The 15,628-nt window shown below is 55.5% G+C and carries 16 protein-coding genes; 6 read left to right on the top strand and 10 right to left on the bottom strand.

The features are described from left to right. Positions 1–43 precede the first annotated feature (43 nt). Both ACCW76_RS07075 and fghA read left to right on the top strand, forming a co-directional pair. Entirely contained in the window at positions 44–1,168 is a 1,125-nt protein-coding gene (locus tag ACCW76_RS07075; RefSeq protein WP_038645848.1) for an S-(hydroxymethyl)glutathione dehydrogenase/class III alcohol dehydrogenase, read from the top strand. Between the two features lie 12 nt (positions 1,169–1,180). After that, positions 1,181–2,023 carry an S-formylglutathione hydrolase gene (gene fghA, locus ACCW76_RS07080; RefSeq protein WP_436338140.1) on the top strand — a complete coding sequence of 281 codons (843 nt, stop codon included), beginning with the start codon at positions 1,181–1,183 and terminating at the stop codon, positions 2,021–2,023. A gap of 141 nt (positions 2,024–2,164) precedes the next feature. On the opposite strand, the gene ACCW76_RS07085 is transcribed toward fghA, so the two are convergent. The 6 genes from ACCW76_RS07085 to ACCW76_RS07110 all read right to left on the bottom strand — a co-directional run bounded on the left by ACCW76_RS07085 (position 2,165) and on the right by ACCW76_RS07110 (position 7,500). Beyond that, entirely contained in the window at positions 2,165–2,953 is a 789-nt protein-coding gene (locus ACCW76_RS07085) for an ABC transporter ATP-binding protein (protein ID WP_045813610.1), read from the bottom strand. After that, positions 2,953–4,032, bottom strand: coding sequence for a FecCD family ABC transporter permease (locus ACCW76_RS07090; protein ID WP_436338141.1), 1,080 nt, complete (start codon positions 4,030–4,032; stop codon positions 2,953–2,955). The genes ACCW76_RS07085 and ACCW76_RS07090 overlap by 1 nt, the downstream gene beginning before the upstream one ends. Before the next feature lie 172 nt (positions 4,033–4,204). Then, positions 4,205–5,671, bottom strand: coding sequence for an amino acid permease (locus ACCW76_RS07095; RefSeq protein WP_038645839.1), 1,467 nt, complete (start codon positions 5,669–5,671; stop codon positions 4,205–4,207). A 137-nt stretch (positions 5,672–5,808) separates the two neighbouring features. Further along, positions 5,809–6,675, bottom strand: coding sequence for a DNA-binding transcriptional regulator YeiE (gene yieE / locus ACCW76_RS07100; protein WP_436338142.1), 867 nt, complete (start codon positions 6,673–6,675; stop codon positions 5,809–5,811). Positions 6,676–6,684: 9 nt separating this feature from the next. Then, the gene (locus tag ACCW76_RS07105) at positions 6,685–7,062 is read right to left on the bottom strand and encodes a YkvA family protein (protein ID WP_034824950.1); all 378 of its coding nucleotides are present in this window, start codon (positions 7,060–7,062) and stop codon (positions 6,685–6,687) included. Positions 7,063–7,182: 120 nt separating this feature from the next. Then, positions 7,183–7,500 carry a hypothetical protein gene (locus ACCW76_RS07110; RefSeq protein WP_038645835.1) on the bottom strand — a complete coding sequence of 106 codons (318 nt, stop codon included), beginning with the start codon at positions 7,498–7,500 and terminating at the stop codon, positions 7,183–7,185. 230 nt (positions 7,501–7,730) lie between these two features. Here ACCW76_RS07110 and nfo point away from each other — a divergent pair, with 230 nt between their 5' ends. After that, positions 7,731–8,576 (top strand): deoxyribonuclease IV, encoded by an 846-nt coding sequence (gene nfo, locus ACCW76_RS07115; protein ID WP_038649994.1) that lies wholly within the window; start codon positions 7,731–7,733, stop codon positions 8,574–8,576. Between the two features lie 51 nt (positions 8,577–8,627). On the opposite strand, the gene fruA is transcribed toward nfo, so the two are convergent. The 4 genes from fruA to ACCW76_RS07135 all read right to left on the bottom strand — a co-directional run bounded on the left by fruA (position 8,628) and on the right by ACCW76_RS07135 (position 12,935). Further along, positions 8,628–10,322, bottom strand: coding sequence for a PTS fructose transporter subunit IIBC (gene fruA / locus ACCW76_RS07120; RefSeq protein ID WP_436338143.1), 1,695 nt, complete (start codon positions 10,320–10,322; stop codon positions 8,628–8,630). Positions 10,323–10,338: 16 nt separating this feature from the next. After that, the gene (gene fruK / locus ACCW76_RS07125) at positions 10,339–11,277 is read right to left on the bottom strand and encodes a 1-phosphofructokinase (RefSeq protein ID WP_038645831.1); all 939 of its coding nucleotides are present in this window, start codon (positions 11,275–11,277) and stop codon (positions 10,339–10,341) included. Beyond that, positions 11,274–12,404 (bottom strand): fused PTS fructose transporter subunit IIA/HPr protein, encoded by a 1,131-nt coding sequence (gene fruB, locus ACCW76_RS07130; protein WP_038645829.1) that lies wholly within the window; start codon positions 12,402–12,404, stop codon positions 11,274–11,276. The genes fruK and fruB overlap by 4 nt, the downstream gene beginning before the upstream one ends. A gap of 276 nt (positions 12,405–12,680) precedes the next feature. Next, positions 12,681–12,935, bottom strand: coding sequence for a YkgJ family cysteine cluster protein (locus ACCW76_RS07135; protein WP_038645825.1), 255 nt, complete (start codon positions 12,933–12,935; stop codon positions 12,681–12,683). A 149-nt stretch (positions 12,936–13,084) separates the two neighbouring features. Here ACCW76_RS07135 and yeiP point away from each other — a divergent pair, with 149 nt between their 5' ends. The 3 genes from yeiP to ACCW76_RS07150 all read left to right on the top strand — a co-directional run bounded on the left by yeiP (position 13,085) and on the right by ACCW76_RS07150 (position 15,480). Then, complete coding sequence (yeiP, locus tag ACCW76_RS07140) at positions 13,085–13,657, top strand: elongation factor P-like protein YeiP (protein WP_034824964.1); 573 nt, start codon at positions 13,085–13,087, stop codon at positions 13,655–13,657. Between the two features lie 95 nt (positions 13,658–13,752). Continuing rightward, positions 13,753–14,727, top strand: coding sequence for a CobW family GTP-binding protein (locus ACCW76_RS07145; RefSeq protein WP_436338144.1), 975 nt, complete (start codon positions 13,753–13,755; stop codon positions 14,725–14,727). A 45-nt stretch (positions 14,728–14,772) separates the two neighbouring features. Then, positions 14,773–15,480, top strand: a complete 708-nt coding sequence (locus tag ACCW76_RS07150; protein WP_436338145.1) for a phosphatase PAP2 family protein — start codon at positions 14,773–14,775, stop codon at positions 15,478–15,480. Positions 15,481–15,628 lie beyond the last annotated feature (148 nt).

Raw genomic sequence — 15,628 nt, forward strand, 5'->3', positions numbered from 1 at the left:
TTTAATTTTAAGTAAATCACGACATCTGAAGAAGAGGGATTGCATGAACATGATTAAAACCCGCGCTGCCGTTGCCTGGGCAGCGGGCGAACCGCTGAAAATCGAAGAAGTGGATCTGATGCCACCGCAGAAAGGTGAAGTGTTAGTGCGCATCGTCGCCACCGGCGTATGCCACACCGATGCTTATACCCTGTCAGGTAAAGATCCTGAAGGCGTGTTCCCGGCAATCCTCGGTCACGAAGGCGGTGGCGTGGTGGAAGCCGTGGGCGAAGGCGTGACCAGTGTGGCAGTGGGCGATCACGTGATCCCGCTTTACACCCCAGAGTGCGGCAAATGTAAGTTCTGTCTGTCAGGTAAAACCAACCTATGTCAGGCCATCCGCTCGACTCAGGGTAAAGGTTTGATGCCAGACGGCACCACCCGTTTCTTCAAAGACGGTCAGCCAATCTTCCATTACATGGGCACCTCAACCTTCTCTGAGTACACCGTGGTACCGGAAATCTCACTGGCAGTGATCAGCAAAGAAGCGCCTCTGGAAGAAGTGTGCCTGCTGGGCTGCGGCGTGACCACCGGCATGGGCGCTGTGATGAATACCGCCAAGGTGAAAGAAGGCGATACCGTGGCGATCTTCGGCCTCGGCGGCATTGGTTTGTCGGCGATCATTGGCGCGAAGATGGCGAAAGCCGGTCGCATCATCGGTATCGATCTCAACACCAGCAAGTTCGACCTGGCGCGCAAACTGGGTGCCACCGATTTGATCAACCCGAAAGATTACGACAAGCCGATTCAGGATGTGATTGTTGAACTGACCGACGGCGGCGTGGACTTCTCCTTTGAGTGCATCGGAAACGTCAACGTGATGCGTTCCGCGCTTGAGTGCTGCCATAAAGGCTGGGGCGAGTCTGTGATTATCGGCGTGGCCGGTGCCGGTGAAGAGATCGCCACGCGTCCGTTCCAGCTGGTGACCGGACGCGTTTGGCGCGGTTCAGCGTTTGGTGGCGTGAAAGGTCGCACCCAGCTGCCGGGCATCGTGCAGGATTATCTGGACGGCAAGTTCGCGCTGAACGATTTCATCACCCACACCATGCCGCTGGAAGAGATTAACGACGCCTTTGATCTGATGCACGAAGGGAAATCTATTCGTTCGGTAGTGCATTTTAACAAGTAAAAAGGAGGCGTTATGGCATCCACTCTGGAACTGCTGGAAGAACATCGTATCTTCGGCGGCTGGCAGCAGCGCTGGCGTCATCAGTCGGCGGTGCTGAACTGCCCGATGACCTTCAGCATTTTCCTGCCGCCGCCGCAGGATGACACGCCACCGCCGGTGGTGTGGTTTCTCGCCGGACTAACCTGTAGCGACGAGAATTTCACCACCAAAGCCGGTGCGCAGCGTGTTGCCGCTGAGCTGGGTCTGGTGCTGATAATGCCGGACACCAGTCCGCGCGGTGACGACGTGGCCAATGACAGCGGTTACGATCTCGGTCAGGGCGCAGGTTTCTACCTCAACGCCACGCAGCAACCCTGGGCGGCGCACTATCGTATGTTCGATTATCTCAGTGAAGAGTTGCCAGCCCTGGTGGCGGGCAACTTCAAGGTGAGCGATCGTCAGTCGGTAATGGGCCATTCGATGGGCGGCCATGGCGCGCTGGTGCTGGCGTTGCGTCAGGGTGGCCGTTTTGCTTCGGCTTCCGCGTTCGCACCGATTGTGAATCCAACTGAAGTGCCGTGGGGACAAAAAGCGTTCAGCGCCTATCTGGGTGAAGATCGCCAGACGTGGCGCGAATGGGACAGTTGTTTGCTGATGCGCGAAGTGGAACAGCGTTTGCCGATTCTGATCGATCAGGGGGATAGCGATCAGTTCCTCGCCGATCAGTTACGTCCGGATCGCCTTGAAGCAGTAGCGCGTGAGCAGGGTTTTCCGCTGGAGCTGCGCGTACAGCCGGGTTACGACCACAGCTACTTCTTTATCGCCAGCTTTGTCGAGGACCATCTGCGGTTCCACGCGAAGCATCTGTTGGTGTAAATCACGCCAGTTGATGTAGATAACAGTAAGGGCGCACCCGGTGCGCCCTTTTTGGCTATGGCTGACGGCGATTGGCTAAAGCCGCACCAACATTTATCTTCAGCCTTTCCTGATGTTGAGCTTTAGCGTCTTTTGCGAGGTTTAAGCCAGCGATTCCGCCACTAAACCATCGATCATCACCTGCGGCATGCCCTGCGAGCAGTGTTCAATACGCCCGCGCACGCCATACACCTGCGCCAGCGTGTCCGGCGTGATCACCTGCGACGGCTCGCCGTCAGCCAGCAGAGTGCCCTCTTTCAGCATCAACGCATGATCGGCATGACGCAGTGCGATGTTGATATCATGCACCACCACTACCGTGACGATATTGCGCAGGCGGGTTTCGCGGCGCACCAAATCCATCACATGGAACTGGTAATTAAGATCGAGCGCACTCAGCGGCTCATCCAGCAGCAGCAGTTCAGGACGACGAATCAGCGATTGCGCCAGGCCCACCAGCTGTTTCTGACCACCAGACAGCTGATCCAGATAACGCATCGCCAGATGAGCAATACCCAACTGTTCCAGCAAGTGCATGATCTCGGCTTCACTCGACGCGCTGTGCAAGCCACCGGACGCACGCTGCGCCACGATAATCGATTCCAGCACATGCAGATGCACGCCCGCCGGTAAGCTTTGCGGCAGATACACCACGCGCTGCGCACGGCGTGCAAACGGCTGGGTCATTAACTCTTCGCCGTTCAGCCACAGCTCGCCCTGCCCTTTGTTCAGGCCGGCCAGCGCACGCAACAGCGTCGATTTACCGCAGCCGTTCGGGCCCAGCAGCACGGTGATTTTGCCGCGCGGCAGTGCCGGGACGTTGAGATCTTCAATGACTTTACGCTTCGGATAACCGGCGTAGAAATGGCTGAGACGTAAACCCTGTTCCATTACACCGTCCCCCGATGACGCAGAATGATACTCAGGAAGAACGGCACGCCGACCAGTGAGGTCACGATGCCCACCGGAATGATCACACCCGGAATCAGGTTCTTCGAGGCGACGGAAGCCAGTGATAGCACCAGCGCACCGGTCAGCGCACTGGCTGGCAGATAGTAGCGATGATCTTCACCAAACATCATGCGGGCAATGTGCGGTGCCACCAGGCCAATAAAGCCAATCGGGCCGACAAAGGCCACCGCCAGTGCAGAAAGAATACTGATGCGCAGCAGCGTTGCCAGACGCAAGCGACGCACATCAATGCCGAAACTCACGGCACGATCTTCGCCGAGGCGCAGCGCGGTCAGTTTCCAGCTGCTGAGCATCGAGAACGGGATCAGGATGGCGAAAGCCGCCGTGAGCACGCCGAGTTTTTCCCACGAGGCGCGCGCCAGGCTGCCCATGGTCCAGAACACCAGACCCTGCAAGGTATCTTCACTGGCGATGAACTGCATCATCGAGACTAATGCGTTAAAGGTGAACACCAGTGCGATGCCGAACAGCACCACGCCCGATGTCGACACTTTGGTCCAGCGCGTCACGCCATCCAGCATTAACGCCGCAAACAGCGCAAACACAAAAGCGTTCGCCGAGATAAACCATTGGTCCGGCACGCCGGGAATACCGATGCCGAGAATAATCGCCAGCGCCGCGCCAAAAGCGGCCGCAGAAGAGACGCCAAGCGTAAACGGACTCGCCAATGGGTTGTTGAGGATGGTTTGCATCTCAGCCCCGGCCAGACCGAGTGAGAAGCCGACCACCACCGCCATCAGCGCATACGGCAGACGAATATCCCAGACGATCACACGCGTGCCCGCATCCACCGCATCAGGATGGGTGAGCGTTTGCCACAGGGTGTCGAGGGAGAGCCCCGCCGGGCCGAGGGTGAAATCAAGAATCACTGACGCCAGAATCGCCAGTACCAGTACGCCAATCAGCATCAGGCGCTGACGTAATACCTGACGATAGCGCGTCATGGTATCGGCTTCGCGGTGATTTTCCGCCAGCAGCGCGGAATCCGTGGTCTGCATTGTTTTACCTGTTTCTTATCGAAATCATAACGGCAGCCACAATAGTGCAGGTGATAATAATTATCAATTATATCTGTATGACAAAGCCCAAAACGTTGTAACACGGTTCATCTTTGGCAAAAAAACGCCGCTAGCCAAAGGCTGCGGCGTGATGTCATACGCGTTTGACGCATTACTCTTTGAAGGTCGGGAATTCCATCTCGCTGTACTTCACGAAGCGCGAGCCGCGTGCCAGCTTGTAACCCAGCCAAATCAGCAGGAACAGCGGAATGCCGATGTAGGTCGCCGCCACGCCATACCAGTCAATACGATCTGCCAGAAACGCCTGATAGTTTTGCCCCAGCGTAATGATCAAACAGAGTACGAAGGCGAAAATCGGACCGAGCGGGAAGAAGCCGGAACGGTAAGGAAGCGCCGCTAAATCATGCCCCTGCGCTACGTAACCGCGACGGAAGCGGTAGTGGCTAATCGCAATACCGAGCCAGGCGATAAAGCCGGTCATGCCTGAGGTGTTGAGCAGCCACAGATAAACTTCCTGGTTGCCGAACTTCGAGCTCAGGAAACAGAGGCCTGCCACCACGGTGGTCGCAATCAATGCATTACGCGGCACACCGCCTTTCGACAGTTTGGCAAAAATACGCGGTGCTTTACCTTCCTGCGCCAGGTTGAACAGCATGCGCGTTGAAGCGTACATGCCGGAGTTACCCGCTGACAGCACAGCCGTCAGGATCACCGCATTCATGACCGCCGCAGCTGACAGTAATCCGGCATTCTGGAACACCAGCGTGAACGGGCTGATGGCGATATCGGTGACATCGTTATGCAGCAGTTTCGGATCGGTATACGGCAGAATCAGGCTGATAATCAGAATCGCAAAGATATAGAACAGCAGGATACGCCAGAACACCTGACGCACTGCGCGTGGAATATTTTTCGCTGGGTCCTGTGATTCACCGGCGGCAATGCCGATCAGTTCCGTGCCCTGGAACGAGAAGCCGACAATCATCGCCACACCAATCATCGCGGCAAAACCGCCGGCAAAAGGTGCGTCGCCCACGGTCCAGTTATGCCAGCCAGCATTTTCTGCGCCACGCATAATCCCCGCGATCATCAGCACGCCCACCACGATAAAGATGATGACGGTGGCAACTTTGATCAGCGAGAACCAGTATTCCGCTTCGCCGAAGCCTTTGACGGAGATGTAGTTAAGTAGGAACATCAGACCGAGGAACAGCGCGCTCCAGATCCAGCCTGGCGTATCCGGGAACCAGTAGTTCATCACCAGCTGTGAAGCCACCAGATCAACGGCGATGGTGACCGCCCAGTTGTACCAGTAGTTCCAGCCAAGCGCGAAGCCGAAACCTTCTTCAACGTATTTTGAGCCGTAGGTGGCGAAGGAGCCGGAGACCGGCATAAAGGCCGCCAGTTCGCCGAGGCTGGTCATCAGGAAGTAAACCATCAGGCCAATTAGCGCGTATGAGAGTAATGCGCCGCCGGGACCTGCCTGAGAAATGGTGGCACCCGAGGCGACAAACAGGCCGGTGCCGATGGAACCGCCAATGGCGATCATGGTGAGATGGCGCGCTTTTAATTCACGGCGCAGCCCAGGTTGTTGTGTTGTTTTTGAGTCATTATGCATGTGTAAACGCTATGCTGGATAAAAATAAGGCGCGATTGTAGCAGCTAACCCCTGGCTGTATAGCATTCACGTCGGGTTATTAGTTACCTTCATAATCAGCGCGAAATTATTAGCCGCTCACGTCTTCACAGCCGCGATTACTCGCGGCAATAGGAGAGAAATCGGCTGAGCGCTTTCGACAAATGCTTCTGCCGATGATGAATGCGATACAGCGTGCGCGTCAGGCGTGGTAACGGCACAGCCACTTCCACCAGCGTGCCCGCCTCCAGCAGATCGCTGATCACCCGGCGCGATAAACAGCTGATGCCCATGCCGTGGCGCACCGCATGTTTGATTGCCTCAGAATTGCCCAGCTCCATGCCGAGTTGAAACTGCGGCAGGTGAGACAACAGCAGGTAATCGACAATTTCACGCGTGCCCGAACCGCGCTCTCGCAATATCCAGGGCGCGGCCGCCAGTGATGTTAGCGTGATCGGCTGTTTCAGGATGTCGGCATCGGGTGCAGCAAACACCACCAGCTCATCCTCCAGCCACGCCTCGCTGACGATATCCGGTTCATGGCACGGCCCTTCAATCAAACCGATATCCACGCGAAAATCGGCCACCGCGTTAATCGCATCCTGGCTGTTGCCGACGCTGAGCTCGAGCGGCAGCGTAGGGAAATCACGGCGATAGGCGGCGATCATCCCCGGTAGCAGATAGTTGCCGATGGTGCTGCTGGCAAACAGACGAATGGCACCATTATCCTCTTTAAACAGCTGTTCGATCTCGCCGGCCTGTTCCAGCAATCCGACCGCGCGTGGATAGAGCAAACGACCATGCTCGTTCAGGGCCAGTCGTTTGCCGACACGATCAAACAATTGCACCCCGAGCTGGTTTTCCAGATCGGCCAGCGCCGCACTGACGGCAGACTGCGACAGTGCCAGTACCTGCGAGGCCTGAGTGGTTGAACCGCTTTTCAGCACTTCGGTAAAGACTTCAATCTGACGCAGCGTGATATGCATGCGCCCTCCTCACATTGCGTAACGCTTCACAAGATAAGCCACCACTGCTAACCAGACGATCACCGTCAGGAAGAATCCTGCCCAGCTGACAATCTTCTTGCCACGTGCCCGCTGGACATCAGCCCGTTCTGCGCTGCTGATCCGAATTTCACGCGGGAGCAAACGCAGCAGGATGATCACACCCAGAGGGACGATAATGGCGTCGTCGAGCAAGCCGATAATGGGAATGAAATCAGGAATGAGATCGATGGGGCTGAGTGCATAGGCAACAATGCCAAATGCCAGCAGCTTAAACCACCAGGGGGTACGCGGATCGCGGCAAGCAAACCACAGCGTGAGCACATCACGTTTAATTAAGCGTGCCCAGCGGCGCAAGCGCTTCAACATCCCGACTCTTCCTTATTAGTTATACTGGTCAATGGACAATATATTACCAATTTAACTTTTAAACCAGTCAGGTATTTCCGCAGGCAAGATGCCGCCTTATGAATGGCGGCCCACTCAGAGTCAGGCTTTCATGCCAATCAGTTCTTCCAACTCGGTGTCACAGGCCGTGAACTCATCAGTAATCGTGCGAATCAGCCAGTCCTGATAACCAAAGTTTTCCCGGCGGGAATAGAGGCATTCAGAGCGGTACAACTTTTTCGGGTCGCTGTTATTGACCCCATAACGATAGAAATGGACCAGCGAGTTGTCGGTATCGGGCACGGCGAGCGTGAAACCGACTGCGCCATGACCATTATAAAAAAGGGTCACTGCGTTGGTTTTACCTAAAGTTAATTTATGGATTACGTTGAATTTCTCATGCTGAAAAGCGGTATCCAAAGTACTTCTATAAGCTGTTTTCATGGTTATAGTTAAAAGTTTCTAATTTGTTAAACTATAGTTAACCAGAAAAAAAGCGCACCTGCCAACTTTGGTAGGTGTCGTGTCGTGCTGGATAAGTGTCAGACCGTGCCGTTTTTCTCCCCGCAGGCAATGCGACATTTCATGGGCGTAGCGCATCCGCTATGATGTGCGCTTTGCAGCAGCAATCGCCCAATCAGGAGAGCGGCATGAAATATATCGGCGCACACGTCAGTGCATCAGGCGGCGTAGACCAGGCAGTTATCCGTGCCCACGAACTCGAAGCCACAGCCTTTGCGCTGTTCACTAAAAATCAGCGCCAGTGGAAAGCCGCCCCGCTTTCAGGTGAAGTGATTGATGCCTTCAAAACCGCCTGTGAGAAATACAACTTCACTTCCGCGCAGATTTTGCCGCATGACAGCTACCTGATTAACCTTGGCCATCCGGTGATGGATGCGCTGGAAAAATCCCGTGAGGCGTTTCTTGATGAGATGCAGCGTGCTGAACAGCTTGGGCTGACACTGCTGAATTTCCACCCTGGCAGCCACCTGAAGCAGATCGAAGAAGAGGCATGCCTGAAGCGCATCGCCGAGTCGATTAATATCGCGCTGGATCAGACTCACAACGTCGTGGCAGTGATTGAGAACACCGCAGGTCAGGGTAGCAATCTCGGTTTTCGTTTCGAACACCTCGCCACCATTATTGAGCACGTCGAAGATAAATCACGCGTCGGCGTGTGTATTGATACCTGCCATGCGTTTGCCGGCGGTTACGATCTGCGTACTGAAGAAGCCTGTGTGGAGACCTTTGCGGAATTTGAACGCATTGTCGGTTTCCAGTTCCTGCGCGGCATGCACCTGAATGACGCCAAAAGCACGCTCGGCAGTCGTGTGGATCGCCACCATAGCTTAGGTGAAGGCAACATTGGCAAGACGGTGTTTAGCTGGCTGATGAAAGATAAACGCTTTGATGGCATCCCGATGATTCTGGAAACCATCAATCCGGATATCTGGAAAGATGAGATTGCGTGGTTGAAGTCGGAACAACAGGCATAAAACAGACAGCAAAAAGGGAGCCGCAGCTCCCTTTTTCTTACCCCGTGAAGATTACGCGGCTTTCGCCAGCTCTTCTTCCGGACGTTTCAGAATCGCGTAACCGAGGCCAGCCACTGCGGTACCAATCACAATCGACATCAGGTAACCGAGAACTGGGGTGATTGCACCTGGAATCAGCAGTACAAACAGACCACCGTGCGGTGCCATCAGTTTCGCGCCAACCAACATGGAGACCGCACCCGTTATCGCACCGCCGACGATGCAGCAAGGCAGCACACGCATTGGGTCACGCGCTGCAAACGGAATCGCACCTTCAGAGATAAAGCACAAACCGAGAACCAGTGCCGCTTTGCCCCCTTCCTGCTGACCTTTGTTGAACTTACGACGCGCAACAATCGTCGCCAGACCCATTGCTAGCGGCGGTACCATACCCGCAGCCATAATGGCCGCCATTGGCGCATAGGTTTGTGAGCTCAGCAGACCGACACCGAAGGCGTAGGCCACTTTGTTCACCGGACCACCCATGTCGGTACACATCATGCCACCGAGGATTGCACCCAGCAGTACCGCATTAGCGGTGCCCATGTTCGCCAGCCAGTGCGTCAGACCGCTCATGATGCCCGCAACAGGTTTACCCACCACGTAAATCATCAGCAGGCCGGTAATTAAACTCGCCACCAGCGGAATGATCAGAATCGGCTTCAGCGCTTCCATACTTTGCGGTAATTTGACTTTACTGCTCAGCATCTTCGCTGCATAACCGGCAATGAAACCGGCGATGATCCCGCCCAGGAAACCGGCGTTAATGCTGGTGGCGATCATACCGCCAATCAGACCCGGGGTCAGACCCGGACGATCCGCAATCGAGAAGGCAATAAAGCCCGCCAGCACCGGTACCATCAGCGCAAAGGCACTGCCGCCACCAATCTGCATCAGCGCAGCCGCCAGGGTGCCCTGCTCTTTAAATGCGGTGATACCAAAGGCGAAGGAGAGCGCGATGCTCAAACCACCCGCGACGACCATCGGCAGCATGTAGGACACGCCGGTCAGCAGGTGACGATAAGCACCGGCTTTCTCTTTGCTGTCACTTTGCGTGCTGGCCGTTTGGCTGCCGCTCGGCTGATAGGTTTTGGCTTCTGCCTGCGCTTTATCCAGTTCCTGAGCGGTTTTCTTCAGCGCCAGGCTGGTTGAGGTGCGGTACATCGGCTTACCGGCGAACTTCGCCAGGTCCACATCGATATCCGCCGCCACGATCACCAGATCGGCCGCCGCCACTTCTTCTGGCGTGATGGCATTGCCAGCACCCACAGAACCGCGGGTTTCCACTTTCACCCACCAGCCACGTTTGGTTGCTTCTGCCTGAATCGCCTCTGCCGCCATGAAGGTGTGCGCCACGCCAGTTGGGCAAGCGGTGACCGCGACAATGCGTTTCTGACCGGTGCTCTGTGCAGCAACCGGTGCGGCAACCGCCGCAGCAGCCTGCCAGACTTTGGCACTGACTTTAGCCTGATTAATGGCCGCCAGCGGATCGCGCAGCGTCTGCTGCACATCGATCAGTGCCACAGATTTACCTGCCAGCTGTGCATCGTTCGGCACGGCATGGCCAGCAACCAGCACCAGTTCCGCATCGGCCGCGTTGTCGGTCAGCGTCAGGCCAGCCTGTGCGGCAGTCGCGCGCAGACGCTCTAAAGCCAGATGTCCTGATGCCAGTCCCAGTGAAGAATCTTTTATCAGCAGCGTTTTCATTATCGCTCTCCTGCTGTTAGTTAACGGGTTGTAAGTCGACGCGCGCCATCATCGCGGCCAACTGGGTACGATCGGTCACACCAACGTTGCTCTGGCTCACCGCCATAGCAGCCACTGCCGTTGCCAGACGCAGGGTATGCTCGCTGGATTCACGCATCAGCAGCCCGTAAATCAGGCCTCCGACCATCGAATCTCCCGCGCCTACGGTGCTGACGACTTCACAGGCTGGTGGTTTGGCGATCCATTCGCCAGAGGCGTTGACCCACAGTGCGCCTTCCGCACCAAGGGAAATCACCACATGGGCAATGCCCTGCTCACGCAGTTCATGCGCGGCTTCGATCACATCCTGCAAGGTTGGCAGTTTGCGGTCGGCCCAGATTTCCAGTTCACGACGGTTCGGCTTCACCAGCCACGGCGCTGCTTTTAAACCAGCCACCAGCGCTTCACGACTGCTGTCGAAAATGATGCACGGGCACAGGGTGCGCAGATCGCTCATCCATTTGGTGAACGCTTCGGGTGCCACGCCCGCTGGCAAGCTGCCGCTGACGCACACCATGTCAAATTGTCCCAGCCAGGTCAGTGAATCGGCAGTGAAGCGATCCCAGTCCTGCGCGGTGACGTTAAAGCCAGAGAAATTCAGGTCGGTAACTTCACCGTCCTTTTCCGTCAGCTTTACGTTAATGCGGGTACGGCCCTGCACCACCTGAAAACGGTTGGCGATGCCCAGTTCGCTGAACAGCTGCTGGAAACCGTCCTGATTTTCTTTCCCGAGAAATCCACCTACGGTGACGTCAATACCGAGATCTTTCAGTACTTTGGCGACGTTAATGCCTTTACCCGCTGCGTGCAGACCGGTGGTTTTCACCAGGTTAACTTCGCCACGTTCGATTTCTGGCGTATAGCCCACCAGATCGTAAGCGGGATTCAGTGTGATTGTGGCAACGCGGCGGCTCATGCGACCCCCTCGCCCAGGCCAGAATTGATGGCCTCTTCGATGGCATTCAGCGCCTGCTGTGCATCTTCACCACTGGCGGTAAAGCGCAGGCGATGGCCTTTTTTCACGCCCAGCGCGACGACTTTCATCAGGCTGCGTCCGTTGGCCGGTTTGCCGCTACCGTCAAGGTTGGTGACGGTGATGTCACTGTTGAACTGTTTAATTACCGTGACCAGCGCGGTGCCCGGACGTGCGTGCAGTCCGTGCTCGTTGCGGATAGTAAATTCAGCCACCAGTTGATCCGCGCTTTCGTCCACTTCACTGGTCAGCAACGCGAGGATGCCTGCTGCATCGGCTTTCAGCAGACGTTCAGCTTTGTTGCTCAGCAGCAGATTGCTCAGGTAGCCCAGCACTTCCAGCGGACGATCGTCGGTGGCTGCCACGGTCAACAACAGCGCCACATTTTCGCCCTGGTGCACAAATGGCGTGGCGGTACGGCTGACTGCGATGGCGCTGTTGAGGTTGCCGTTGGCGCTGTCGCTCAGCCAGATGCCCTGACCGAGGCTCAGTGGGGTACGCGATACGGCATCCGCCACAAACGTCGCTTCAACAGCACCTGCTGCCTGCAAACGGCCAGCATTTAGCGCCTGTAAGGTGATGAGATCGCTGGCGGCAACATCAACCGCAATCAGCGAAGTATCGAATTTGAATTCCGCGGCCTGCTTTTCACCCATCAGGATGGCACGTAGATCTTCGGCTGAGGCGGTTTTCAACTGCTCTGCGATGCTGTCATCGCTCAATACGTGAGTCAGCTGACGCAGCAGCGCAAGATGTTCATCAGATTTCGCCGCGATACCGATGGCGACATAAGCCGTTTGCCCGTCGCCCCACTCCACGCCCTGTGGGAACTGATAAACCTGTACGCCGGTTTTCAGCACCATATCGCGCGTATCGGTGGTGCCATGCGGAATGGCAATACCATTACCCAGGAAAGTGGTGGTCTGCTGTTCGCGCGCCAGCATGCCGTTAACATAGCCTTCCGACACATTGCCGGCTGCGGTTAACGCAGCGGCAACCTGACGGATAGCCTCTTCTTTATTTTGTGCACTGGCACCGGTATGGATGGCCTGAACGTCGAGCTGGAACATATTTCTCCTCGCTTGCTGAAATTGAATCGTTTCAGCTTAATGGCGAAAAATTACGCTGCACTTCTCGGGGGTTGCCGAGAGGACAACGCTGAAACGTTTCAGGGAATATGGTACAGCATGAGAAAGCAGGCAAGAAAATGCGCGATCGGCGTAGCAGATTTTTGACGTTCCGCACACTTCAGATCGGATTTAAGATTTTTCAGGCCTGCAGGGCTGACGTTTTTGCTGTAACGCAGGGATCATAGAAAGCAAATATTTCAGCACCGCGTCAGCAAGTTAAGGCGCGGTGTCCGCTTCCAGTTGCAGCAGGAAGATCATCGCCGCTTCGCGACTGCTGCCGCACATCTCTGCGCTGGGCTGTAAACCCGCACAGACTGCGGGACGCAGCGGAGAACCAAAGATTTTGCAGCGCTGATTATCGTCAAGCTGAACGCAGCGGGTATTCGCCGGTTTGCCCTGGGGCATGCCGGGAATCGGGGAAGAGATTGAGGGGGCTGTGCAACAGGCACCGCACTGGTCACGACAATACATCATGCGCTCCTGAGGATTTCGTCGCGACAATAGCAGGCTGATGACGGGAATGCCATGCGCGGGCAACAATTTTACACCGCCTCCCTTGCCTGTTTTTCACGGCGCGAGTAACGTGGCGCGCATTAACCTTTTCACAGCGAGTAATCCCCATGCCAAAGGCAAATGAAATCAAAAAAGGAATGGCTGTTACCTGGAACGGCAAACTGTTGCTGGTAAAGGACATTGATGTCCAGAGCCCAAGCGCACGCGGTGCTGCCACCCTCTATAAGATGCGTTTTACCGACGTGCGCACTGGCCTGAAAGTGGAAGAGCGCTTTAAGGGTGACGATATTATCGATGCCATTCAGCTTAGCCGTCGCGCCGTGACCTTCTCTTATATAGACGGTGACGAGTACGTGTTTATGGATGATGAAGATTACACGCCCTATAGCTTCAAGAAAGATCAGATTGAAGAAGAGCTGCTGTTCATCCCTGAAGGCGGCATTCCTGGCATCCAGGTGTTAACGATGGAAGGCCAGGTGCTGGCGCTGGAACTGCCACAGACCGTGGATATGGAAATTGTCGATACTTCACCGGGCATTAAAGGCGCTTCCGCCAGCGCACGCACCAAACCCGCGGGCATGAGCACCGGCTTGTCGATCCAGGTACCGGAATACCTGAGCAATGGCGATCGCATCCGTATTCACGTGGCTGAACGCCGCTATATGAGCCGCGCGGACTAACCGCACGATTTTATCCGGCCGCCGAAGGTTGTTATAGTATAACAATGTCGTGCGCGCCGGGTATGTTGTCCGCGCGCCTGAAAATGGAGCCTGTAATGACGCGCGTTAATGTAATCACCGGATTTCTCGGCAGCGGTAAAACCACCACCCTGCTGCATCTGTTAGCCCATAAACCCGCCAATGAGAATTGGGCGATTCTGGTTAACGAGTTTGGCGAAGTGGGTATTGACGGCGCACTGCTTGCCGATCGCGGTGCCACGCTGAAGGAAATTCCTGGCGGTTGCATGTGTTGCGTTAACGGCCTGCCGCTGCAAGTCGGGCTCAATATGCTGCTTAAGCAAAATAAGCCCGATCGTCTGATCATTGAACCCACCGGCCTTGGCCACCCTAAACAACTGCTGGATATGCTGCGCGCCGCCGTGTATCAACCCTGGATTCAGGTTGATGCCACCATCACGCTGCTCGATCCCCGTCAGTTAGCCGATGCGCGCGTTGTCGAGAATGAAAACTTCCGCGATCAGCTCACCGCCGCCGATATTATCGTCGCCAATAAAAGCGATCGCTGGAGCGAGGAAGATCGTCAGCGTTTGCAGCAATGGCAGCAGCATAATCTGGGCGATCGCCAACTGGTCGAATCCGCGTGGGGTAAAGTTGATCCCGCGTTACTGTGCCAATCCGCATTGGCGGATCGTGCGGTTCCTGAAGCGGCACATCATCATCATACTTCACGGCCAAAAGGGTTGGCGGCACTCAAACTTGAGGGCTCAGCTCGCTGGCGCCGTGCATTAAATGAAGGCCAGGGCTACGCATCCTGTGGCTGGATTTTTGATGGCGATACGGTGTTCGATACCATTCCGGCGCTAGAGTGGGCGCGGCTTGCACCGGTGGATCGCGTCAAAGGCGTACTCCGCACGCCAGACGGTCTGGTGAACATCAACCGCCAGGGTGATGACTTCTTTATGGAAACGCGCACCACTACGCCGCCCGACAGTCGCATCGAGTTAATCCACCATCAACCCGTTGACTGGAACGTTTTGCAAACAACCTTGTTGAGGATTCGTTTAAATTAGCTGCGTTAGGTTGCCCCGTTATTTTTCTTTTTGAGTCTATTTTTTATGCGCGCGTCTCGTTTAATCACCATCCTGCTGCTCAATGCACTGGGGATCATGCTGTTCTTTTCGTGGTACCTGCCGCCGGATCATGGCTTCTGGTTTGGTATCGACAAAGCCATCTTCTATAGCTTCAACGATCGGATGGTGGATCATCACGGCTTCGCCTTACTGGTGGCGATCACCAATTTCCGTGGTTTTGACGCGGTATCGCTGCTGGCGATGGGTCTGCTGTATCTGTGGTTCTGGCGTGGTGAAACACCGCAGGGCCGCCGCCGCATGCTGGCCATTGGCATCACCATGTTGCTCACCGCGGTGGTGCTGAATCAACTGGGTCATTTGATTCCTGTGCAACACGCCAGCCCTACGCTGTTCTTTGACAACGTGCATCGCGTGAGTGAACTGACCGGGATTCCGGCGAAAGATGCCTCCAGTGATAGCTTCCCTGGCGATCACGGCATGATGCTGATTATTTTCGCCTGCTTTATGTGGCGTTATTTCGGCTTCCGCGCCTTCCTGGTCGGTTTGGTGATTGTGGTGGTGTTTGCTCTGCCGCGCGTGATGGCCGGTGCGCACTGGTTTACCGATATAGCCGTGGGATCGATGTCGGTGATTCTGGTGGGTTTAAGCTGGTGCTTATTAACACCGCTCAGTGACACATTGGTTAATTGGCTCAATCGCGCCCTGCCAGGGAAATATAAGCCACGCACATAATTGTTAAGCGCGGATGACAATACGCAGAAAAGTCGATCATCCGCGCTTATCGAATCCAGAAATACATTATTAGCAGGCTAACGTTTTTCTATTAAAAGAAAACATTATGATGCAAAACGCGTAACAATCGCCTTTTTCCTGGCTTGTC

The sequence above is a fragment of the Pantoea sp. C8B4 genome (assembly GCF_051336905.1).
Lineage (GTDB): Bacteria > Pseudomonadota > Gammaproteobacteria > Enterobacterales > Enterobacteriaceae > Pantoea > Pantoea rwandensis_B.